The organism is Streptomyces sp. NPDC016459 (assembly GCF_040632845.1).
Classification (GTDB): Bacteria; Actinomycetota; Actinomycetes; order Streptomycetales; family Streptomycetaceae; genus Streptomyces.
In genome coordinates, this window is record NZ_JBEYCR010000001.1 from 820,083 (window position 1) to 840,921 (window position 20,839).

Sequence of the window (20,839 nt, forward strand, 5' to 3'; positions counted from 1 at the left end):
TTTCGGGACTTTCGGTCCAGTCGACCGAGGTGGCCGTCATCTCGCTGGGCGGGATCGGCACGTCCCGGTCGCTGCGGGGTGAGCGGGGACCGCATGGAGCGATCATCTCGGCGCTACGCCCACCCTGGAGGAGTGCCCGCCCGAACTGTCCGGCGACGTGATGGAGCAGGGCATCGTGCTGACGGGCGGCGGGGCGCTGCTGCTCGCCCTGGATCTGCGGATGGCATCGGCGACGGGCATCCCGGTCTTCGTCGCGGAGGACCCGCTGGACCGCGTGGCGCTGGGATCGGGGCGGTGCGCGGAGGACTTCGACGGGCTCCAGCGGGTGCTGGGGAAGGCGGAGTCGGCCCGCGGCCGGTGAACACCGCGTCCGGCGGCGCCCGCCGGCCGTCCTCAGTGGGTCGGGCCCATGGGGAGGAGCGCCGTCACCGCGTACCCGCCGTCCTCCCGGCGCGCCTTGAGCGTGCCGCCCATGCTGGTGACCCGCTCCTCCATGGAGAACAGGCCGGTGCCGGTCGAGACGGGGGCCGGATCCGGCGGGGACTTCGGCAGCGGGTTGCGCACCTCGATCCGGAGGCCGGGGCCCTCCACGGTGATCTCGACCGTCACCGGCAGGCCGGGAGCGTGCTTGGCCGCGTTCGTCAGACACTCCTGGACGACCCGGTGGACGGCCGCCTGCCGCAGCGGCGACAGCGCCTTGGCCTCCTGGGCGACCGTCAGTTCCACGGGGCTGCCCATCCGCTCGCTCTCCCCCGCGAGGGCCGCGAGCTGGTCGAGGCCGGGAGTGCCCGCGTCCTCCCGGTCGGCGCGCCGCACGATCGTCTCGTTGAGCATGAGGTGGGCGCGCCGGGCGGTGTCCGCGAGCTCCTCGAAGTCCTTCTGGTGCGCCTCTCCCCTGGCCCGTACGGCGAGGACCTCCGCCCGTACCGCGAGGACGGTGAGCTCCCGGCCGACCAGGTCGTGGACGTCCCGGCCGACGGAGATCCGCTCCTCCTGGACGGCCTGCCGGGCGGCGGCCTCGTGCCGCTGGGCCTCCAGGGCGCGGACGAGGTCCTGGCGGTACGCGGCGACGCCGACGCCCGCCGCGAGGACCCCCATCGGGACGACCAGGCTCAGGAAGTCGCTGAGGGTCTCGCCGTGCCGGGCGGGCCAGCCGGGCGTGTGGAACAGCGCGTAGGCCACGCCGACGTACAGCAGGGTCGCGACGACGGCGGAGCGGCGCCCCCGGTAGCGGCCGATGGAGTACAGGGCGAACTAGACCATCGTCAGCTCGTGCAGCCGGCCGAGGAGCCCGAGGGCCACCAGGTACGGGAGCCACGGCAGTCGGCGTCGGAGCACCAGCGTGGCCGCCCCGGCCGCGAGGACCAGGGTGGCGGTGACCCCGGTGAGGGGGTTGTCGGCGCGGGCGAGCCCCGGCACGTCCAGGCACATGAGGCCGAAGGCGCTGAGCGCGGCGACGACGTCGAGGGCGCGGGGCGAGGCCGCCCACCGATCCACGTGACGGCGCAGCGCGGGGACGGCGGGGAGGCGGGGCATGCGTTCCATCATCCAAGGTCCTTGGTCCCGACGCCGAGGACCTGAAGTCCCCTCTGTTGTGACGTCGGGCACTTCGCCCTCATGGGCCGGAACCCGGACATACGGGAAGGGGCCGGGAACCGACGATCGGTTCCCGGCCCCTTCTCGTACGGATCAGGCCTGCGGCAGGGTCGCCAGCTGGGCCTCGATGCGGGCGATGTCCTCGTCCGCCTTGGCGAGGCGGGTACGGATCTTCTCGACCACGTTGTCCGGGGCCTTGGCGAGGAAGGCCTCGTTGCCGAGCTTCCCGTTCGCCTGGGCCTTCTCCTTCTCGGCGGCCGCGAGGTCCTTCGTGAGGCGCTTGCGCTCGGCCTCGACGTCGATGGTGCCCGACAGGTCGAGCGCGACGGTGGCGCCCGCGACCGGCAGGGAGGCGGTGGCGGCGAAGCCCTCGCCCTCCGGCTGGAGGCGCAGCAGCTGGCGGATGGCCGCCTCGTGCGGGGCCAGCGCGGTGCCGGTCACGTCGAGACGGGCGGGGACCTTCTGGCCGGGCTGGAGGCCCTGGTCCGAGCGGAACCGGCGCACCTCGGTGACGACCTGCTGGACGAGCTCGATCTCCTGCTCGGCGGCCTCGTCGCGGAAGCCACTGTCCTTGGGCCAGTCGGCGATGACGAGGGACTCGCCGCCGGTGAGCGTGGTCCAGAGCGTCTCGGTGACGAACGGGACGATCGGGTGCAGCAGGCGCAGCATGACGTCCAGGACCTCGCCGAGGACCCGGCCGGAGACCTTGGCCTGCTCGCCGCCCGCGAAGAACGTGGTCTTCGACAGCTCGACGTACCAGTCGAAGACCTCGTCCCACGCGAAGTGGTAGAGGGCGTCGGCGAGCTTCGCGAACTGGTAGTCGTCGTAGAACGCGTCCACCTCGGCGACCGTCTTGTTGAGACGGGAGAGGATCCACCGGTCCGTGGCGGACATCTGCGACGCGTCGGGCAGCGGGCCCTCGACCGTCGCGCCGTTCATCAGCGCGAAGCGGGTCGCGTTCCAGATCTTGTTGGCGAAGTTGCGGGACGCCTTGACCCAGTCCTCGCCGATGGGGACGTCGACGCCCGGGTTGGCGCCGTTGGCCAGGGTGAAGCGGACGGCGTCGGAGCCGTACTCGTCCATCCAGTCCAGCGGGTTGACCACGTTGCCGAAGGACTTCGACATCTTCTTGCCGTTCTGGTCACGGACCATGCCGTGCAGGGCGATGGTGTGGAACGGCGGGGTGCCGTCCATCGCGTACAGACCGAACATCATCATCCGGGCGACCCAGAAGAAGAGGATGTCGTAGCCGGTGACCAGGACGGAGTTCGGATAGAACTTCTCGAGGCTCTCGGTCCGCTCCGGCCAGCCGAGCGTGGAGAACGGCCACAGGCCGGAGGAGAACCAGGTGTCCAGGACGTCCGTGTCCTGGTGCCAGCCCTCGCCCGTCGGCGGCTGCTCGTCCGGTCCGACGCAGACGACCTCGCCGTTCGGGCCGTACCAGACCGGGATGCGGTGGCCCCACCACAGCTGGCGCGAGATGCACCAGTCGTGCAGGTTGTCGACCCAGTCGAAGTACCGCTTCTCCATCTCCTGCGGGTGGATCTTGACCTTGCCGTCACGGACGGCGTCACCCGCGGCCTGCGCGAGCGGGCCGACCTTGACCCACCACTGCATCGACAGACGCGGCTCGATCGTGGTCTTGCAGCGCGAGCAGTGGCCGACGGAGTGGGCGTACGGCCGCTTCTCGGCGACGATCCGGCCCTCGGCGCGCAGCGCGGCGACGATGGCGGAGCGGGCCTCCATGCGGTCCAGGCCCTGGAAGGGTCCGTGGACGGTGATGACCGCGCGCTCGTCCATGACGGCGAGGTTCGGCAGGCTGTGGCGCTGGCCGATCTCGAAGTCGTTGGGGTCGTGGGCCGGGGTCACCTTGACGGCGCCGGTGCCGAACTCGGGGTCGACGTGGGTGTCGGCGACGACCGGGATCGTACGGTCCGTCAGCGGCAGCTTGATCTGCTTGCCGATCAGGTGCTGGTACCGCTCGTCGTCGGGGTGGACGGCGACGGCCGTGTCGCCGAGCATCGTCTCGGCCCGGGTGGTGGCGACGACCAGGGAGTCGTCCCCCTCGCCGTACCGGATGGAGACGAGCTCGCCGTCGTCGTCCTGGTACTCGACCTCGATGTCCGAGATGGCCGTCAGACAGCGGGGGCACCAGTTGATGATGCGCTCGGCGCGGTAGATCAGCTCGTCGTCGTAGAGCTTCTTGAAGATGGTCTGGACGGCCTGGGACAGGCCCTCGTCCATGGTGAAGCGCTCACGGGACCAGGCGACACCGTCACCCAGGCGCTTCATCTGGCCGGAGATCTGGCCGCCGGACTCGGCCTTCCACTGCCAGACGCGCTCGACGAACGCCTCACGGCCCAGGTCGTGGCGTGACTTGCCCTCCTTGGCGAGCTCGCGCTCGACGACGTTCTGGGTGGCGATGCCGGCGTGGTCCATGCCCGGCTGCCACAGCGTCTCGAAGCCCTGCATGCGCTTGCGGCGGGTGAGGGCGTCGATCAGGGTGTGCTCGAAGGCGTGGCCCAGGTGGAGTGAACCGGTGACGTTCGGCGGGGGGATGACGATCGTGTACGGCGGCTTGTCGCTCTTCGCGTCGGCCTCGAAGTACCCGCGCTCCACCCAGCGCTCGTACAGCGGCCCCTCTACCTCGGCCGGCGCGTACTGGGTCGGCAGTTCGGTGATGGGCGCTGTCTGCTGCTGAGTGTTCTCGGTCACGGGCCCAGTTTAGGGGTGTCGCCGCCCTGTCCTGAAACGCTTTGGTTCGGTAACGGTGTGGGCCCCGCCGCACTTCCCGGTCGGCGGTTCCGCCAGGATGTTCGGGAGGCATAAACATCCTGTGAGGGGAACCTGTCGATGAGCTACAACCAGCCCGGCCCGTACGGCGGCCAGCCGCCCCAGCAGCCCGGCCCCTACGGCCAGCCGGGTCCGTACGGCCAGCAGCCGCAGCAGCCGGGCCCGTACGGCCAGCCGCCGCAGGCTCCGCAGCCGGGCTACGGCTACCCCCAGCAGGCCCCGCAGGGCGTCCCGCCGCAAGGCCCGGGGGGACAGCCTCCCTACGGTTACCCGCAGCAGCAGCCCGGCCCGTACGGCCAGCCGCCTCAGTACGGCGCCCCCCAGGGCCCCGGCGGTTACGTCCCCCACCCGCCGGCCCCGAAGAAGTCCAAGGCGGGCTGGATCATCGGCGCGGTCGCGGTCGTGGCGGCGCTCGGCGTGGGCGCGTACTTCGTGTTCGGCGGCGGCGCCGGCTCCTCCGTCGCGGACGACGGCCCGCACAAGCTGGTCACTCCGGAGACGGTGCTCACCGAGTACAAGAAGGGTGCCGACAACGGCAGGGCGAGCGGCGACGACTCCCTCAAGGAGGCCCAGCAGAAGGGCGTCAAGAACGCCCAGCAGGTCCGCGCCGCCTATGAGGTGAAGGACAAGGCCAATCCCCTCGCGGGCAAGTACATCTCCTTCAACGGTCTCTACGGCGAGATCGACGATCCGGAACAGGTCGTCGACGACGTGTTCGCCAGCGCCAAGGCGGAGTCCGACAAGGACGCGGGCAAGGCGGACGCGCCTCAGCTGCTCGGCAGCCCGCAGGAGTACACGCCGGCCGAGCTCGACGGCGCGGTACTCAAGTGCCAGCAGGCGCAGGGCAAGGCGAACGCCTCCGAGGGCGTGCCCGCCTTCACCGTGACGATGTGCGTGTGGGCCGACCACAGCACGGTCGGCTTCGTGGTCCCGACCGACGCGTCCGCCCTGCTCTCGGGCAAGCCCGGCTCCGCCGAGGACGCCGCAGCCCTCACCGCCAAGCTCCGCAAGGAAGTCCGCGTCAAGCTCTGACGGCCCACCGGACATGAAATGAGGGGGTCCCGCCTTCGGGCGGGACCCCCTCGTTTCATGCCGCTTCCGGCGTCACGCCGACTTCTCGTGCCTGCCGTCGTTCTTCACGATCCTGGGGACCAGCGTCGGGTTCACGTTGTTGCGGACGACGTCCGCCGTGATGACGACCCGGGCCACGTCCTTGCGGGACGGGACCTCGTACATCACCGACTGGAGGACCTCCTCCATGATGGCCCGCAGGCCACGCGCGCCGGTGCCGCGGAGGATGGCCTGGTCGGCGATGGCCTCCAGGGCCGGGCGGTCGAAGTCCAGCTCCACGCCGTCGAGTTCGAAGAGACGCTGGTACTGCTTCACCAGTGCGTTCCGCGGCTCGACCAGGATCTGGAGGAGCGCCTCGCGGTCCAGGTTGTGCACGGAGGTGAGGACGGGGAGACGGCCGATGAACTCGGGGATCATCCCGAACTTCACCAGGTCCTCCGGCATGACCTCATGGAACTGGTCGCTCGCCTCGATCTCGCGCTTGGAGCGGATGGTCGCCCCGAAGCCGATGCCCTTGGCGCCCGCCCGCGACTCGATGATCTTCTCCAGGCCGGCGAAGGCGCCGCCCACGATGAAGAGCACGTTCGTCGTGTCGATCTGGATGAACTCCTGGTGCGGGTGCTTGCGTCCGCCCTGCGGCGGGACCGAGGCCGTCGTGCCCTCGAGGATTTTCAGCAGGGCCTGCTGCACGCCCTCGCCGGACACATCGCGGGTGATCGACGGGTTTTCGCTCTTACGGGCGACCTTGTCGATCTCGTCGATGTAGATGATCCCGGTCTCGGCCTTCTTGACGTCGTAGTCGGCCGCCTGGATCAGCTTCAGCAGGATGTTCTCGACGTCCTCGCCGACATAGCCGGCCTCCGTCAGGGCCGTCGCGTCGGCGATGGCGAACGGGACGTTGAGCATGCGGGCCAGGGTCTGCGCGAGCAGCGTCTTCCCGGAACCCGTGGGGCCCAGGAGCAGAATGTTGGACTTCGCCAGTTCGATGGCGTCGTCCCGGCCCTGCGCGCCGCCGTTCTCACCGGCCTGGACGCGCTTGTAGTGGTTGTACACCGCGACCGACAGGGCTTTCTTCGCGGGCTCCTGCCCGACGACGTACCCCTCGAGGAACTCGTAGATCTCGCGGGGCTTGGGGAGTTCCTCCCAGCGCACCTCGCTCGTCTCCGCGAGTTCTTCCTCGATGATCTCGTTGCAGAGGTCGATGCACTCGTCGCAGATGTACACACCGGGTCCTGCGATGAGCTTCTTCACCTGCTTCTGGCTCTTTCCGCAGAACGAGCACTTGAGCAGGTCGCCGCCATCACCGATGCGTGCCACGAGGTGCTTCCCCTTCGCCTGGGAGCGCCTGGTTCAGCGACTCCTGGTGCCTCATATTCGACGGTACCTTGCCGGGCCCCCCGTTCGGGCCCCCCTTGGCACGGTTCACATGGTCGCGATTCGGCCACATGGTCCGTGCCAGGGGAAGGTCGGGCGTCAGTGCGCCACGGCGGACGTGCTCTTACGGGTCGAGACGATCTGGTCGACGAGGCCGTACGCGAGGGCGTCCTCGGCCGTCAGGATCTTGTCGCGCTCGATGTCGTCGCGGATCTTCTCGATCGGCGTCGAGGAGTGCTTGGCCAGCATCTCCTCCAGCTGGCTGCGCATGCGCAGGATCTCCCGGGCCGCGATCTCCAGGTCGGAGAGCTGCTCACGGCCGGTGCCGCCGGACGGCTGGTGGATCAGCACACGGGCGTTCGGCAGGGCCATCCGCTTGCCGGGCGTACCGGCGGCGAGCAGCACGGCCGCGGCGGAGGCCGCCTGGCCCATGCAGACCGTCTGGATGTCCGGCTTCACGAACTGCATCGTGTCGTAGATGGCGGTCAGCGCGGTGAAGGAGCCACCGGGGCTGTTGATGTAGATCGAGATGTCGCGGTCCGGGTCCATCGACTCCAGGCACAGCAGCTGCGCCATGACGTCGTTGGCGGAGGCGTCGTCGATCTGCACGCCGAGGAAGATCACGCGCTCCTCGAACAGCTTCGCGTAGGGGTCGTACTCGCGGATGCCCTGCGAGGTGCGCTCCACGAATCGCGGCACGACGTAACGGTTGTCCATCGGCGCGCCGGTGTAGAGGCCGCTCGCGGAGAGGTTGTTCTGCATCTGGGTGTTCACCGTCCTGGTGGCCTTCGGTGGGCTGGGGCTCTTGAGCGGACTGCCGGGGCTCAGGCGCCCGTGCCGCCGCCGCCGGGAACACCCGCGGCGTGCGTGATGATGTCGTCGATGAGGCCGTAGTCCTTGGCCTCTTCCGCGGTGAACCAGCGGTCGCGGTCGCCGTCGCGGATGATCGTCTCGACGGTCTGGCCGGAGTGGTGCGCGGTGATCTCGGCCATGCGCCTCTTCGTACGGAGGAGGTACTCGGCCTGGATCTTGATGTCGGAGGCGGTGCCGCCGATGCCGGCGGAGCCCTGGTGCATCAGGATGTCGGTGTTCGGCAGGGCGAAGCGCTTGCCGCGGGCGCCGCCGGTGAGCAGGAACTGGCCCATCGAGGCGGCCATGCCCATACCGATGGTCACGACGTCGTTGGGGATGTACTGCATGGTGTCGTAGACGGCCATGCCGGCCGTCACCGAGCCACCGGGGCTGTTGATGTACAGGAAGATGTCCTTGTCCGGGTCGGCGGCCAGGAGGAGCATCTGCGCGGTGATCTTGTTGGCGATGTCGTCGTCGACCTGCTGGCCGAGGAAGATGATGCGCTCGCCGAGCAGCCGGTTGTAGACATGGTCGCCGAGGCCGCCACCGATGGACGGCTCACCCGCGGCGTGAGGCTTCAGATTCGTCACGTATCCACCTGCTCGTCTCCGACGGCCGGGGGGCCGTCTCAGCGTCTCGTTCCGAGGGCACTGCCCTCGTATTCATGGACCCTAACGCGCAGGTGGGACAACGCCATCCCGGTTCCCGAACTGTTCGCTGGGAGCGCAAGGTAGTTGGGGGCGCGCAGCGGGTCCTCGTACGCCCACGGGCCCGTACGCACAGGGGTGCGTACGGGCCCGTGGAACGGGGTCCGCGCGGGGCGGGGAGCCCCTACTTGTCCTCGGAGACCTCGGCCTCGTCGGCGCCGGTCTCGGCGGCGGCCTCGACCTCGTCCTCGTCGTCCGAGAGGTCGACGACCTCACCGTTGCTGTCGACGACCTTGGCGGCCTCGACGACGACCGCGAGTGCCTTGCCGCGGGCGACCTCGCCGACGAGCATCGGCACCTGGCCGCCCTCGGCCACGGCCTGGGCGAACTGGTCGGGGCTCATGCCGGAGGAGGCGGCACGGCGGAACAGGTGCTCGGTGAGCTCCTCGCGGGAGACGTCGAGCTTCTCCCGGTTGACGAGCTCATCAAGGATGAACTGCGTCTTGATGCCCTTCTCGGCCTGCTCCTTGGTCTCGGCCAGGAACTCCTCCTCGGTCTTGCCCTGGAGCTCCAGGTACTTGCCGAGGTCGAGGCCCATCTGGCCGAGCTGGTGGTGCTCCAGGTTGTGCTTGCGGGTGTTGATCTCGTCCTCGAGAAGCTTCTCGGGCATCGGGACCTCGACCAGCTTGAGGAGCTCGTCGAGGACGCGCTCCTGGGCCTGGGTGGCCTGGTCGAACTGCTTCATGTTCTCGAGGCGCTTGCGGCTGTCGGCCTTGAGCTCGTCGAGGGTGTCGAACTCCGACGCCAGCTGCGCGAAGTCGTCGTCCAGTTCGGGGAGCTCACGGGCGGCGACGGTGGTGACCTTGACGGTGACCTCCGCGTCCTTGCCCTCGGCGGAGCCGCCCTTCAGCTGCGAGGTGAAGGTGGCCTCGCCACCGGCCTCCAGGCCCTTGACGGCCTCGTCGATGCCGTCGAGCAGCTCGCCCGAGCCGATGGTGTACGAGACACCGTCGGCGACACCGTCGGGGAGGACCTCGCCGTCGACCTTGGCCTGCAGGTCGATGGTGACGACGTCGCCGTCCTGGGCGGCGCGCTCGACCGGGGAGGTCGAGGCGAAGCGCTCGCGGAGCTGCTCCACGGACTTCTCGACGTCCTCGTCGGTGACCTCGACCGCGTCGACGGTGACCTCGATGCCGGAGTAGTCCGGGATCTCGATCGTCGGGCGGATGTCGACCTCGGCGGTGAAGGCCAGCAGTTCGCCGTCCTTCAGCTCGGTGATGTCGACCTCGGGCTGGCCCAGCGGGTTGACCTCGGCCTCGTTCACGGCCTCGGTGTAGAACTTCGGGAGCGCGTCGTTGACGGCCTCTTCCAGCACGGCGCCGCGGCCGAACCGCTGGTCGATCACGCGAGCAGGGATCTTGCCCTTGCGGAAGCCCTTGACCGTGACCTGCTGGTTGATCTTCTTGTACGCCGCGTCGAGGCTGTCCTTGAGCTCCTCGAAGGGCACCTCGACAGTGAGCCGAACCCGAGTCGGGTTCAGGGTCTCCACGGCGCTCTTCACGGTTCGGTCTCCTTGTGGCTGATTCCTGGAATCCACCGGCGCCGCGTGTGGCGGTTCCGGCAGGTCGGCCCGGTCAGAAAGACACACGGGCACGCAGCTTGCATAGTAACCGCAAGCGGGATGACGCCCACAACGTGATCAAGAGCGCGCGAGGTGTGCGCGTGATCGTCATGGTCGGGGTGGCGGGATTTGAACCCACGGCCTTCCGCTCCCAAAGCGGACGCGCTACCAAGCTGCGCCACACCCCGTCGGTGCGACACGTAGGGTACATGGACGGGGACTGTACGGCGCCCCCTCTTTTCCGGGTGTGCGCGAACGGCCCTCGAACCGCTACCATGCTCTTCGTGCCGCGGTCCTGGTGACCTGCGGCGCGATGCTGTGCGGGTGTAGCTCAATGGTAGAGCACTAGTCTTCCAAACTAGCTACGCGGGTTCGATTCCCGTCACCCGCTCCACGAGCTCCGGCCCGGCCCCTTCCGAGGGGCCGGGCCGGAGCTTTTTCCGCGGTCAGAACTTGATGGAGGCCACCGTCTGGGTTATCGAGTCCAGGAAGCGCTGGATGTCGTCGGCCATGCCGGTGGAGGCGAGGAAGAAGCCGAAGAGCACCGCGACCACGGCTGGGCCGCCCTTGAGGTTCCCCCCTCGGATCAACACCACCAGGATGATTGCCAACAGCAACACCACAGACAGTGAAATGGCCACAACTGATCACACCCTCGGTCGGTCCCGCCTTGCCCACCAGGGAGCCCGTGTCCCGGAACACCCCCCGCTGTCTCCATGGTGCCACCAACCTCCCTGCCCTGGCTGCCCGGTGACGAATCGTCTCGTCACCACCGGGCTTGGAGGACTCAGGCGGGGCGGGAGATCAGGAGAAGGGCGCGGTCGTCGTTGACGTCCTTGGCGACGGCCTCGATCAGGTGCCAGGCGACGCCCTCGAAGCCGTCGGCGACGCAGCGGTCCGCCTCACCCGTGAGCCGGTCGATGCCCTCGGCGATGTCCCGGTCCGCGGCCTCGACCAGGCCGTCGGTGAAGAGCATCAGCACGTCACCGGGGCGCAGCGAGCCCTTGACCGGGTGGAAGTCGGCGCCGTCGTAGACGCCGAGGAGGGGCCCTTCGGCGGCCTTCTCCTCCCAGCGGCCGTTGCCCGCGTGGAGCTGGAGGGCGGGCAGGTGGCCGGCGGAGAACAGCTCGTAGTCCCCGGAGTCCAGGTCGAGGACGAGGTGGATGGAGGTGGCGAAGCCCTCGTCCCAGTTCTGCCGCAGCAGATATCCGTTGGCCGCGGGGAGGAAGCCGTGCGGCGGGAGCGAGCCGAGGAGTCCGCCGAAGGCGCCGGAGAGCAGCAGCGACCGGGAGGCGGCGTCCATGCCCTTGCCGGAGACGTCGGTGAGGACGACCTCCAGGGTGCGGCCGCCGTGGGTGCGGGCCGCGACGACGAAGTCGCCCGAGAAGGACTGGCCGCCGGCCGGGCGCAGCGCCATCTCACGGTGCCAGCCCTGCGGGAGGCGGGGCAGGGCGCTCTGGACGCGGATGCGTTCGCGCAGGTCGAAGAGCATGGTGCCGCCGCGCCGCCAGGGCACGCCGACCCGGGCCCGGAACTGGGCGATGAGCAGTCCGAAGAGGCCGCAGGCGGCGACGACGAGGACGGTGCCGGGGGTGACCCGGGCGGCGCCCTGGGTGTAGGGGCCGAGGACGACGGACTCGACGATGAGGGCGCCGGCCGCGGCCGCGTACAGGCCGAGCAGGCTGGCGGGGCGCAGCAGCAGCCCGCCGGCGACGATGGGCAGGACGAGCGCGGCGGGGGCGCACCAGACGGGGTCGAGGATGGTTCCGCAGGCGATGGCCGGGATCATCAGGAGGAGTCCGACGAACGCGAGCCAGTCGGAGCCGTCCCCGCGGAAGTAGTCGACGCCGGACCTGCGCAGCGCGGTGCGGGCCCGGCGGGCGCGTCTGCGCATCCGGGCCGCGGTCGTGTGCATTCCGGCGCGGTGTCCCATTGGCCTGGACCCTATCCATCCCGTCCGACATCGCGCAGGGGTACCCCGGTGACAATGTGCGTGAAATCGGGTCGCCCCGGGCGGGGGCCGCTGATATCGATGTCATATGACGACTGAACTGCGGGTTCTCGACCCGAGCGAATGGGACCGCTGGTACGGGGTGTTGGAGCTGGCGTTCGGGGGTGTGCCGGAGTCTCCGGAGGAGCGGCGGCTGTGGCGCGACCTGACCGAGTGCGACCGTTCCCTGGGGGCCTGGGACGGCGACCTGTGCGTGGGGACGGCGGGGGCGTTCACGTTCCGGGTCACGGTGCCGGGCGGCGCGTCGGTCCCGGCGGGCGGGGTGACGATGGTGAGCGTGGCCGGCACGCACCGGCGGCGCGGGATCCTGACCTCGATGATGCGGCGGCAGCTGGACGACCTGCGGGCGGCGGGCGAGGCGCTCGCGGTGCTCACGGCCTCGGAGCCGGGGATCTACGGGCGGTTCGGGTACGGCGCCGCCGCGTACGGGGTGCGGGCGACGATCGACACGGCGCGGGTGCGGCTCTCGGTGCCGGAGGGCACGGACGACGTGGTGCTGCGGCAGGCGGACCTGACGGGGTCCTCCGCGGTGTGCGAGGGCGTGTACGCGCGTCTGGTCCCGACCCGGCCGGGGATGACCGCCCGGCGGCCGGGGTGGGAGCGGCTGCCGCTGATCGATCCTCCGGGTGAGCGGGAGGGCGCGTCGCCCCGGCTGTGCGTGCTCGCGGAGCGGGGCGGGGAGGTCGTGGGATACGCGCACTACGCGGTCAGGTCGGACTGGTCGTCCACGGCGGCCGAGGGAACGGTGGACGTCCATCAGCTGATGGGGCTCGACCCGGCGGCGGAGGCGGCGCTGTGGCGGTTCCTCTGCTCGGTGGACCTGACCTCGGAGGTGCGGATCCGCAGCCGGCCGGTCGACGACGGGTGGCAGCACCTGGTGAGCGACGCGCGGCGCTGCTTCCCGACCGTGCGGGACCTGTTGCATGTGCGTCTGGTGGAGGTGGGGGCGGCGCTCGAGGCCCGGACGTATCAGGCGCCGGTGGATGTGGTGTTGGAGGTCGAGGACGCGTTCTGCCCCTGGAACGAGGGGCGGTGGCGGTTGACCGGGGACCGGAAGGGCGCGAGCTGTACCCGTACGGGGGACGCGCCGGACCTGGCGCTGTCCGTACGGGAGTTGGGGGCGGCGTACCTGGGCGGGAACTCACTGGTGTCGCTGGCGGGGGCCGGGCGGGTGCGGGAGCTCCGGGAGGGGGCGCTCGTCGAGGCGTCGGTCGCCTTCGGGTCGCCCGTGGCGCCCTGGCTGCCGCACGGGTTCTAGGCGGGGCGGGTGCCGGGCCTCAGATGGTCTGGCAGGCCGGGCACCAGAACAGGTTGCGGGACGAGAGGATCGCCGTGCGGATCTCGGTGCCGCAGAGGTGGCAGGGCATCGTCGCGCGGCGGTAGACGTACACCTCGCCGCCGTGGTCGTCGACGCGCGGGGGCCGGCCCATGGCCTCGGGGGTGTGCTCGGGGCGGACCGTGTCGATGCGGTTGGCCCGTACGCCCGCCCGCATCAGCGTCGCCAGGTCGGTCCAGATCGCGTCCCACTCCCCCGCCGTGAGGTCCTTGCCGGCGCGGTACGGGTCGATGCCGTGCCGGAAGAGGACCTCGGCGCGGTAGACGTTGCCCACGCCGGCGATGACCTTCTGGTCCATGAGCAGGGCGGCGACGGTCGTCCGGGACGTCGAGATCCGGGCCCAGGCCTTGGCGGGGTCGTCGCCGTCGCGGAGCGGGTCCGGGCCGAGGCGCTCGTGTATCGCCCGCTTCTCGGCGTCCGTGATCAGGGCGCAGGTGGTGGGGCCGCGGAGGTCGACGTAGCCGTCCTGGTGGGCGATGCGCAGCCGGACGGTGTCGGTGGGCGGCGGGGCGGGCGCGTCGACGGTGTCCCCGAAGGTCACCTTGCCGAAGAGGCCCAGGTGGATGTGGACCCACTCGCGGTCCTCGAAGGCGAGGAAGAGGTGCTTGCCGTGGGCCTCGGCGGTCTCGAGGACGGCGCCGTCGAGCAGCGCCGCCGAGTCCGCGAACTTGCCCTGCGGGCTGGTCACCCGCACGGACCGGCCGCCGAACCGTTCCCGGTGGTCGGCGGCCAGTCGGTGGATCGTGTGCCCCTCGGGCATCAGGCGGTCGGCTCCTGCGGGTGGTGGGCCGGGATCGGGGGGAGCTCGCCGGTGGTCTCGTACGCGGTGAGCATGTCGATCCGGCGGGTGTGACGCTCGTCACCGGAGTACGGGGTGTTGAGGAAGATCTCGACGAACTTGGTCGCCTCTTCCCGGGTGTGCATCCGGCCGCCGACGGAGATCACGTTGGCGTTGTTGTGCTCGCGGCCGAGGGCGGCGGTCTGCTCGCTCCAGGCGAGGGCGGCGCGCACCCCCTTCACCTTGTTCGCGGCGATCTGCTCGCCGTTGCCGGAGCCGCCGATGACGATGCCCAGGCTGTCCGCGTCCGCGGCCGTCTTCTCGGCGGCACGCAGGCAGAACGGCGGGTAGTCGTCCAGGGCGTCGTAGATGTGGGGACCGCAGTCGACGGGCTCGTGGCCGTGTGCGGTGAGCCACTCGACGAGGTGGTTCTTGAGTTCGTATCCGGCGTGGTCGGAACCGATGTAGACGCGCATGGTGCCGAGTGTGGCATGTCGGAGGCCGGGTAGCGGTCAGCGGGGTCGGGGGCTTCACCCGCCCTGGTACGGACCTTCGACTCGCGCGGATCGCCCGTACAACGATCCGGAATGAGGTCTTCCGATCACCCCCGTTCACAGGGTTGAATGCTCGGGCTCGCGACCCGAGCGACCCCCACACACAAGGAAGCGTCCATGAACACGCAACCGACCCTGACGAAGGACGGCGAGGAGACCGGCACCCCCGGGACGCCGCACTCCTCGGACGGTCTCAAGGCCGGTCTCAAGAACCGCCACCTGTCGATGATCGCCATCGGCGGTGTCATCGGCGCCGGCCTGTTCGTCGGCTCCGGCTCCGGCATCGCCGCCGCCGGTCCCGCGATCCTGCTCTCGTACGCACTCGTCGGCACCATGGTCGTCTTCGTGATGCGGATGCTCGGGGAGATGGCCGCGGCCCGGCCCTCCTCCGGCTCCTTCTCCGCCTACGCCGACCAGGCCCTCGGCCGCTGGGCCGGTTTCAGCATCGGCTGGCTCTACTGGTTCTTCTGGGTCGTCGTCCTCGCCGTCGAGGCGACCGCCGGCGCCGTCATCCTGGAGAGCTGGATACCGGCCGTCCCGCAGTGGGCCTGGGCGCTCATCGTGATGGTGGTGCTCACCGCCACCAACCTGGCCTCGGTCTCCTCGTACGGCGAGTTCGAGTTCTGGTTCGCGGGCATCAAGGTCGTGGCCATCGCCGCCTTCGTCGTCATCGGCCTGCTCGCGGTCTTCGGCTTCCTGCCGGGCTCAGACAACCCGGGCGCGGGGTTCGCTCACCTCACCGACGCGGGGGGCTTCTTCCCGATGGGCGCGGGAGCGATCCTGACCGGTGTGCTGATGGTCGTCTTCTCCTTCATGGGCAGTGAGATCGTCACCCTCGCCGCCGGTGAGTCCGAGGACCCGCAGAAGGCGGTCACCAAGGCCACCAACAGCGTGATCTGGCGGATCGGCGTCTTCTACCTGGGCTCGATCTTCGTCGTCCTCACCCTGCTGCCGTGGAACGACAAGTCGATCGTCGACAAGGGCTCGTACGTCGCCGCCCTCGACTCCATCGGCATCCCGCACGCCGGCCAGGTCATGAACGTGATCGTCCTGACGGCCGTGCTGTCCTGCCTGAACTCGGGCCTCTACACGGCCTCGCGCATGGCCTTCTCGCTCGGCCGGCGCGGTGACGCGCCGAAGTCCTTCGCGAAGGTCAACAAGCGGGGCGTGCCGACGGCCGCGATCCTCGGCTCGGTCGTCTTCGGCTTCGTCGCGGTCTTCTTCAACTACAAGTGGCCCGACACCGTCTTCGCCTTCCTGCTCAACTCCTCCGGCGCGGTCGCGCTCTTCGTCTGGCTGGTCATCTGTGTGACCCAGCTGAAGATGCGCGGCATCATCCTGCGCGAGACGCCGGAGAAGCTGGTCGTGAAGATGTGGCTCTTCCCGTACCTGACCTGGGCGACGATCGCCATGATCGTCTTCGTCCTCGGCTACATGCTGTACGACGGCGGCAGTGCCCGCGAGCAGGTCGTGCTCTCGCTCCTGGTGGCCGCGCTCGTGCTCGTGGTCGCGCTGGTCAAGGAGCGGTTCGGGAAGGCCTCCGAGCGCGTCTAGCGCCGAAGGCCCCCATGCGGGAGGGCCCGCCGTTCCTCGGGGAACGGCGGGCCCTCCTCGTACGCGCGCGGTGCTCAGCCCTTGTTGCCGAGCAGCTTCCAGGCGCCCGGCAGGGCGCCCATCGCGAGGGCGGCCTTGAGTGCGTCGCCGATGAGGAACGGGGTGAGTCCGGCGGCGACGGCCTGGCCGAGGGTCATGCCGGTGGCGAGCGCCAGGTAGGGGACGCCCACCGCGTAGATGATCGCGGAGCCGAGGGCCATCGCGCCGGCCGTGCGGAGCACCGAGCGGTCGGCACCGCGCCGGGCGAGGGCGCCGACGACGGTGGCGGCGAGGAGCATGCCGAGGATGTAGCCGAAGGACGGCATGCCGTAGCCGGAGGTGGCCTGCGCGAACCACGGCACGCCCGCCATGCCGGCCACGGCGTACAGCGCGAGGGCGAGGAAGCCGCGGCGGGCGCCGAGGGCGGTGCCGACGAGCAGGGCGGCGAAGGTCTGGCCGGAGACCGGGACCGGGGAGCCGGGGACCGGGACCGAGAGCTGCGCGGCGAGACCGGTGAGGGCGGCGCCGCCGACGACGAGGGCGATGTCCCGGGTGCGACTCGACGGAAGCAGATCGGCGAGGACGGTGCCCGCACGGAGGGTACGGGTGGGGGCGGCGGTGCTCATCGGTACTCCGCGAGGGTGAGGGTGGGTGGGTCAGGTTGACGGTATGCCAGGAGTGAACGCTCGATCACCGTCAGCCGCCGACAAAGCGGCGGCCGGGCGCTTCGTGGAGATCGAACAAAGGCCGCCGATCGCACTCCGCGCCACGTGATGCTTGTCACTGGGCACTCCCGCACGGAGGTCCCTTTTGCGCCGGAGGGCTTTCACTGGAGAGACTGTGGGGTCTCCATAAACCGCCAGAGAGCACGAGCCCCCCATGCACGACTCCCTCACCCCCGAACCGGAGCCCCTCTCCCACGGCCTGAAGCAGCGTCACCTGACGATGCTGGGACTCGGCGGTGTGATCGGCGCCGGGCTCTTCGTCGGCTCGGGTGCCGGCATCGCCGTCGCCGGGCCCGGGATCGTGGTCTCGTACCTGATCGCCGGCGTGCTCGCGATGCTGGTCATGCGGATGCTGGGCGAGATGTCGGCGGCGATGCCCGCGTCGGGCGCCTTCTCGGTCCACGCAGAGCGGGCCCTCGGCCGGTGGGCGGGCTTCTCGGTGGGCTGGCTGTACTGGTTCCTGCTCGTGGTGGTCCTCGCCGTGGAGGCGACGGGCGCGGCGCGCATCGCGCACGGCTGGGCGCCGGGGGTGCCGCAGTGGGGGTGGGTGCTGGTCTTCATGGTCGTGTTCACCGTCGCCAACCTGGCGGCGGTGAAGAACTTCGGCGAGTTCGAGTTCTGGTTCGCGGCGCTCAAGGTCGGCGCGATCGTCCTCTTCCTGGTGCTCGGCGTCCTCGCGATCACGGGCTGGCTGCCCGACACGGACCCTGTGGGCCTGGCGAACCTGACCGGGCAGGGCGGTTTCCTGCCGAACGGCTGGGCGGGGGTCGTCTCCGGTGTCCTCGCCGTGGTCTTCGCCTTCGGCGGCCTGGAGGTCGTCACGATCGCGGCGGCCGAGTCGGACGACCCGGCGCGGAACGTGGCGCGGGCGGTGCGCAGCGCGGTGTGGCGGATCCTCCTCTTCTACGTGGGTTCGATGCTGGTCATCGTGACGCTGCTGCCGTGGACGTCGATGGAGCCGGGCGAGTCGCCGTACGTGGCGGTCCTGGACGCGATCGGGGTGCCGGCGGCGGGCCAGATCATGAACGTGGTGGTGTTCGTGGCGCTGCTGTCGGCGCTCAACGCGAACCTGTACGGCTCCTCCCGGATGGTGTTCTCGCTCGCGGAGCGCGGGGAGGCGCCGAAGGGACTGCTGCGGGTGTCGAGCGGAGGGGTGCCGCGCCGGGCGGTGCTCGCCTCGGTGGCCTTCGGCTTCGTCTCCGTACTCCTCAATCTGAAGTGGCCGGATTCCGTCTTCCTCTACATGCTCAACGCGGTCGGGGCGGTGCTGCTATTCGTGTGGGCGCTGATCGCGGTCTCGCAGCTGCGGCTGCGGCGTCGGATCGAGCGGGAGGCGCCGGAGACGCTGACCCTGCGGATGTGGGGCTTCCCGTGGCTGACCTGGGTGGCGCTCGCCGCGATGGGGGCCGTGCTGGTCCTGATGCTGTACGACGACGCGGCGCGCCCGCAGGTGCTGTGGTCGGCGGCGGCGACGGGCGCGGTGCTCCTGGTGGCGGGAGTACGGGAATTGCGCACGAAGCGCAGGTAGTTCTTCACCTTGTGTGAAGGTGGTGCCCGTATAGCGGACATCTGTTCCCCCTGAGCGGTGTGTCCGCCCAGACTGTGGCGCGTTCCCCGTCTCAGCCAATGAACAGGGCGGCCCATGTCCCGGACCACCGCGCCCGAGCCCGTCGACCGCGAGGACGACACGGCGACCTCTCCGAACGGCCTTTCGCACGGCCTCAAGCAGCGCCATCTGTCGATGATCGCCCTCGGCGGTGTCATCGGCGCCGGACTCTTCGTCGGTTCCGGTGCCGGTATCGCCGTCGCGGGACCGTCGATCGTGATCGCCTACGCCCTCTCCGGCATCCTCGTGATGCTGGTGATGCGGATGCTCGGCGAGATGTCCGCGGCGAACCCGGCCTCCGGGTCCTTCTCCGTCCACGCCGAGCGGGCGTTCGGCCCCTGGGCGGGCTTCACCGCCGGGTGGGCCTTCTGGTTCCTGCTCTGCGTCGCCGTCGGCCTCGAAGGCATCGGCGCCGCGAAGATCATGACGGGCTGGTTCCCGGGCAGCCCCGAGTGGGCCTGGGTCGCGCTCTTCATGCTGGTCTTCTGCGCCACCAACCTGGCGGCCGTGAAGAACTTCGGCGAGTTCGAGTTCTGGTTCGCCGCGCTGAAGGTCGGCGCGATCGTCCTCTTCCTCGGGATCGGCGTGCTCGCCATCGCGGGTGTCCTGCCCGGCTCGGACGCCCCCGGCACCGCGAACCTCACCGGCGACGGCGGCTTCTTCCCGAACGGCTCCGAGGGCCTGATCGTGGGTCTGCTCGCCTCCGTCTTCGCGTACGGCGGTCTGGAGACCGTGACCATCGCCGCCGCCGAGTCCGAGCACCCGGTGCAGGGCGTCGCCAAGGCCGTGCGCACGGCGATGTGGCGGATCGCGCTCTTCTACATCGGCTCGATGGCGGTCATCGTCACCCTCGTGCCGTGGGACGACAGGACGGTCGTCGAGAAGGGCCCGTACGTCGCCACCCTCGACCACCTGGGCATCCCGGCGGCCGGCCAGATCATGAACGTGGTCGTGCTCGTCGCCCTGCTCTCGGCGATGAACGCCAACATCTACGGCGCCTCCCGCATGGCCGGTTCCCTCGTCGCGCGCGGGCAGGGTCCGAAGGCGCTCGGCCGCACCTCCGGCGGGGTCCCCCGTCCGGCGGTGCTCGTCTCCTCGGTATTCGGCTTCGGCTGTGTGCTGCTCAGCTACTGGCGTCCGGACGACATCTTCGTCTGGCTGCTCAACACGATCGGCGCGATCATCCTGGTCGTCTGGTTCTTCATCGCCGCCTCCCAGCTGGTGCTGCGCCGCCGCACCGAGCGCGAGGCGCCCGAGAAGCTCGTCGTCCGGATGTGGGCCTTCCCGGTGCTGACCTGGGTGGCACTGGCCGGCATGGCGGCGATCTTCGTCCTGATGGCCCGCGAGGAGGGCACGCGGACGCAGTTGTACGGGACGGGCGCCCTCACGCTGCTGCTCGCCGTCGTCGGGTTCGTACGCCAGCGGGCGGCGGACCGTCCGTCCTGACGCCCCTTCCGCCTCCCCGCGAAACCCCCGCGACCGCCGCTCGGTCCGGGGGTTTCGCGCGTCCGGAGGCGAGGCCGGGAGGCGACGCGGGACCCAGGACGAAAGGTTGATCGCCGATTCACGCACCTGCTGTTAGCCTGCACTTGCATAGAGGTTGCAATAAGCAGGAGCCTTTGAAGGAGCCGGGCATGGCGATCTACACACTTCCGGAGCTGCCGTACGACTACGCGGCGCTGGAGCCGGTGATCAATCCGCAGATCATCGAGCTGCACCACGACAAGCACCACGCCGCGTACGTCAAGGGAGCCAACGACACCCTGGAGCAGCTGGAAGAGGCCCGCGACAAGGACCGGTGGGGCGCGATCAACGGCCTGGAGAAGAACCTGGCCTTCCACCTCTCCGGCCACATCCTCCACTCGATCTACTGGAACAACATGGACAGCCCGAAGAACGGGGGGGGCGGCGAGCCGCTGGCCGCCGACGGCGTCGGCGACCTCGCGGACGCGATCACCGAGTCCTTCGGCTCCTTCGCCAAGTTCAGGGCCCAGCTGACCAAGGCCTCCGCGACCACCCAGGGCTCCGGCTGGGGTGTCCTCGCGTACGAGCCGGTCAGCGGCCGTCTCCTCGTCGAGCAGGTCTACGACCACCAGGGCAACGTCGGCCAGGGCTCGGTCCCGATCCTGGTCTTCGACGCCTGGGAGCACGCCTTCTACCTCCAGTACAAGAACCAGAAGGTCGACTTCATCGAGGCCATGTGGCAGGTCGTCAACTGGCAGGACGTGAGCAAGCGCTACCACGCCGCCAAGGCCTCGGTCCCGCTGATCTCCTTCTGACCG

Annotated in this window: 16 protein-coding genes, 2 tRNA genes and 2 pseudogenes; 8 read left to right on the forward strand and 12 right to left on the reverse strand. The window is 70.0% G+C overall.

The features are described from left to right. Window positions 1-121: 121 nt before the first annotated feature. Window positions 122-361: pseudogene (locus ABZ567_RS03745) on the forward strand (rod shape-determining protein); the annotation flags it as partial. Between the two features lie 32 nt (window positions 362-393). On the opposite strand, the pseudogene ABZ567_RS03750 reads toward ABZ567_RS03745, so the two are convergent. Together ABZ567_RS03750 and ABZ567_RS03755 are read right to left on the reverse strand one after the other, a co-directional pair. Further along, window positions 394-1,536, reverse strand: a pseudogene (locus tag ABZ567_RS03750) (ATP-binding protein). A gap of 153 nt (window positions 1,537-1,689) precedes the next feature. Continuing rightward, window positions 1,690-4,311: a valine--tRNA ligase gene (locus ABZ567_RS03755; RefSeq protein ID WP_360784290.1), complete on the reverse strand. Its 2,622-nt coding sequence runs from the start codon at window positions 4,309-4,311 to the stop codon at window positions 1,690-1,692. Window positions 4,312-4,449: 138 nt separating this feature from the next. On the opposite strand from ABZ567_RS03755, the gene ABZ567_RS03760 reads away from it, so the two are divergent. After that, window positions 4,450-5,421: a hypothetical protein gene (locus ABZ567_RS03760; RefSeq protein ID WP_360784293.1), complete on the forward strand. Its 972-nt coding sequence runs from the start codon at window positions 4,450-4,452 to the stop codon at window positions 5,419-5,421. 72 nt (window positions 5,422-5,493) lie between these two features. Here the strand turns inward: ABZ567_RS03760 and clpX are convergent, their stop codons facing one another. The 5 genes from clpX to ABZ567_RS03785 all read right to left on the reverse strand — a co-directional run bounded on the left by clpX (window position 5,494) and on the right by ABZ567_RS03785 (window position 10,142). Further along, entirely contained in the window at window positions 5,494-6,777 is a 1,284-nt protein-coding gene (clpX, locus tag ABZ567_RS03765; RefSeq protein WP_360784296.1) for an ATP-dependent Clp protease ATP-binding subunit ClpX, read from the reverse strand. A gap of 156 nt (window positions 6,778-6,933) precedes the next feature. Then, window positions 6,934-7,596 (reverse strand): ATP-dependent Clp protease proteolytic subunit, encoded by a 663-nt coding sequence (locus ABZ567_RS03770; protein WP_360785030.1) that lies wholly within the window; start codon window positions 7,594-7,596, stop codon window positions 6,934-6,936. 62 nt (window positions 7,597-7,658) lie between these two features. Next, window positions 7,659-8,276: an ATP-dependent Clp protease proteolytic subunit gene (locus tag ABZ567_RS03775; protein ID WP_360784298.1), complete on the reverse strand. Its 618-nt coding sequence runs from the start codon at window positions 8,274-8,276 to the stop codon at window positions 7,659-7,661. A gap of 241 nt (window positions 8,277-8,517) precedes the next feature. Further along, entirely contained in the window at window positions 8,518-9,894 is a 1,377-nt protein-coding gene (tig, locus tag ABZ567_RS03780; protein ID WP_360784301.1) for a trigger factor, read from the reverse strand. Window positions 9,895-10,065: 171 nt separating this feature from the next. Continuing rightward, window positions 10,066-10,142, reverse strand: a tRNA-Pro gene (locus tag ABZ567_RS03785). 132 nt (window positions 10,143-10,274) lie between these two features. Between ABZ567_RS03785 and ABZ567_RS03790 the strand changes: the two genes are divergently transcribed. Beyond that, window positions 10,275-10,348, forward strand: a tRNA-Gly gene (locus ABZ567_RS03790). A gap of 52 nt (window positions 10,349-10,400) precedes the next feature. Here the strand turns inward: ABZ567_RS03790 and ABZ567_RS03795 are convergent. Further along, window positions 10,401-10,595 carry a hypothetical protein gene (locus ABZ567_RS03795; RefSeq protein WP_015033610.1) on the reverse strand — a complete coding sequence of 65 codons (195 nt, stop codon included), beginning with the start codon at window positions 10,593-10,595 and terminating at the stop codon, window positions 10,401-10,403. Window positions 10,596-10,741: 146 nt separating this feature from the next. Continuing rightward, window positions 10,742-11,887: a PP2C family protein-serine/threonine phosphatase gene (locus ABZ567_RS03800; protein ID WP_360784304.1), complete on the reverse strand. Its 1,146-nt coding sequence runs from the start codon at window positions 11,885-11,887 to the stop codon at window positions 10,742-10,744. A 106-nt stretch (window positions 11,888-11,993) separates the two neighbouring features. Here ABZ567_RS03800 and ABZ567_RS03805 point away from each other — a divergent pair, with 106 nt between their 5' ends. Beyond that, a complete protein-coding gene (locus ABZ567_RS03805; RefSeq protein WP_360784305.1) occupies window positions 11,994-13,223 on the forward strand; it encodes a GNAT family N-acetyltransferase in 1,230 nt (409 codons plus the stop codon). A 19-nt stretch (window positions 13,224-13,242) separates the two neighbouring features. Here the strand turns inward: ABZ567_RS03805 and ABZ567_RS03810 are convergent, their stop codons facing one another. Both ABZ567_RS03810 and ABZ567_RS03815 read right to left on the reverse strand, forming a co-directional pair. Then, window positions 13,243-14,061 carry a DNA-formamidopyrimidine glycosylase family protein gene (locus ABZ567_RS03810; protein WP_360784308.1) on the reverse strand — a complete coding sequence of 273 codons (819 nt, stop codon included), beginning with the start codon at window positions 14,059-14,061 and terminating at the stop codon, window positions 13,243-13,245. Continuing rightward, on the reverse strand, window positions 14,061-14,555 hold the full coding sequence (locus ABZ567_RS03815; protein ID WP_073807410.1) for a ribose-5-phosphate isomerase: 495 nt from the start codon (window positions 14,553-14,555) through the stop codon (window positions 14,061-14,063). Before ABZ567_RS03815 ends, ABZ567_RS03810 begins: the two co-directional genes overlap by 1 nt. Window positions 14,556-14,750: 195 nt before the next feature. Between ABZ567_RS03815 and ABZ567_RS03820 the strand changes: the two genes are divergently transcribed. Beyond that, a complete protein-coding gene (locus ABZ567_RS03820; protein WP_360784310.1) occupies window positions 14,751-16,187 on the forward strand; it encodes an amino acid permease in 1,437 nt (478 codons plus the stop codon). A gap of 74 nt (window positions 16,188-16,261) precedes the next feature. Here ABZ567_RS03820 and ABZ567_RS03825 read toward each other — a convergent pair whose 3' ends face one another. Further along, complete coding sequence (locus ABZ567_RS03825) at window positions 16,262-16,852, reverse strand: biotin transporter BioY (RefSeq protein WP_360784313.1); 591 nt, start codon at window positions 16,850-16,852, stop codon at window positions 16,262-16,264. A 253-nt stretch (window positions 16,853-17,105) separates the two neighbouring features. Between ABZ567_RS03825 and ABZ567_RS03830 the strand changes: the two genes are divergently transcribed. The 3 genes from ABZ567_RS03830 (at window position 17,106) to ABZ567_RS03840 (ending at window position 20,836) form a co-directional block, all read left to right on the forward strand. Further along, window positions 17,106-18,479 (forward strand): amino acid permease, encoded by a 1,374-nt coding sequence (locus ABZ567_RS03830; protein ID WP_360784315.1) that lies wholly within the window; start codon window positions 17,106-17,108, stop codon window positions 18,477-18,479. Between the two features lie 114 nt (window positions 18,480-18,593). Then, window positions 18,594-20,003 carry an amino acid permease gene (locus ABZ567_RS03835; RefSeq protein ID WP_360784318.1) on the forward strand — a complete coding sequence of 470 codons (1,410 nt, stop codon included), beginning with the start codon at window positions 18,594-18,596 and terminating at the stop codon, window positions 20,001-20,003. A gap of 188 nt (window positions 20,004-20,191) precedes the next feature. Further along, on the forward strand, window positions 20,192-20,836 hold the full coding sequence (locus ABZ567_RS03840; protein WP_360784321.1) for a superoxide dismutase: 645 nt from the start codon (window positions 20,192-20,194) through the stop codon (window positions 20,834-20,836). Window positions 20,837-20,839: the final 3 nt, after the last annotated feature.

Excerpts from the sequence above, each read along its gene's own strand:
- ABZ567_RS03815 (WP_073807410.1), bottom strand. The coding sequence starts at position 14,555 with ATGCGCGTCTACATCGGTTCCGACCACGCCGGATACGAACTCAAGAAC.
- ABZ567_RS03800 (WP_360784304.1), bottom strand. The coding sequence starts at position 11,887 with ATGGGACACCGCGCCGGAATGCACACGACCGCGGCCCGGATGCGCAGA.
- ABZ567_RS03825 (WP_360784313.1), bottom strand. The coding sequence starts at position 16,852 with ATGAGCACCGCCGCCCCCACCCGTACCCTCCGTGCGGGCACCGTCCTC.
- ABZ567_RS03830 (WP_360784315.1), top strand. The coding sequence starts at position 17,106 with ATGCACGACTCCCTCACCCCCGAACCGGAGCCCCTCTCCCACGGCCTG.
- ABZ567_RS03810 (WP_360784308.1), bottom strand. The coding sequence starts at position 14,061 with ATGCCCGAGGGGCACACGATCCACCGACTGGCCGCCGACCACCGGGAA.
- ABZ567_RS03840 (WP_360784321.1), top strand. The coding sequence starts at position 20,192 with ATGGCGATCTACACACTTCCGGAGCTGCCGTACGACTACGCGGCGCTG.
- ABZ567_RS03820 (WP_360784310.1), top strand. The coding sequence starts at position 14,751 with ATGAACACGCAACCGACCCTGACGAAGGACGGCGAGGAGACCGGCACC.
- ABZ567_RS03770 (WP_360785030.1), bottom strand. The coding sequence starts at position 7,596 with ATGCAGAACAACCTCTCCGCGAGCGGCCTCTACACCGGCGCGCCGATG.
- ABZ567_RS03805 (WP_360784305.1), top strand. The coding sequence starts at position 11,994 with ATGACGACTGAACTGCGGGTTCTCGACCCGAGCGAATGGGACCGCTGG.
- ABZ567_RS03835 (WP_360784318.1), top strand. The coding sequence starts at position 18,594 with ATGTCCCGGACCACCGCGCCCGAGCCCGTCGACCGCGAGGACGACACG.
- ABZ567_RS03760 (WP_360784293.1), top strand. The coding sequence starts at position 4,450 with ATGAGCTACAACCAGCCCGGCCCGTACGGCGGCCAGCCGCCCCAGCAG.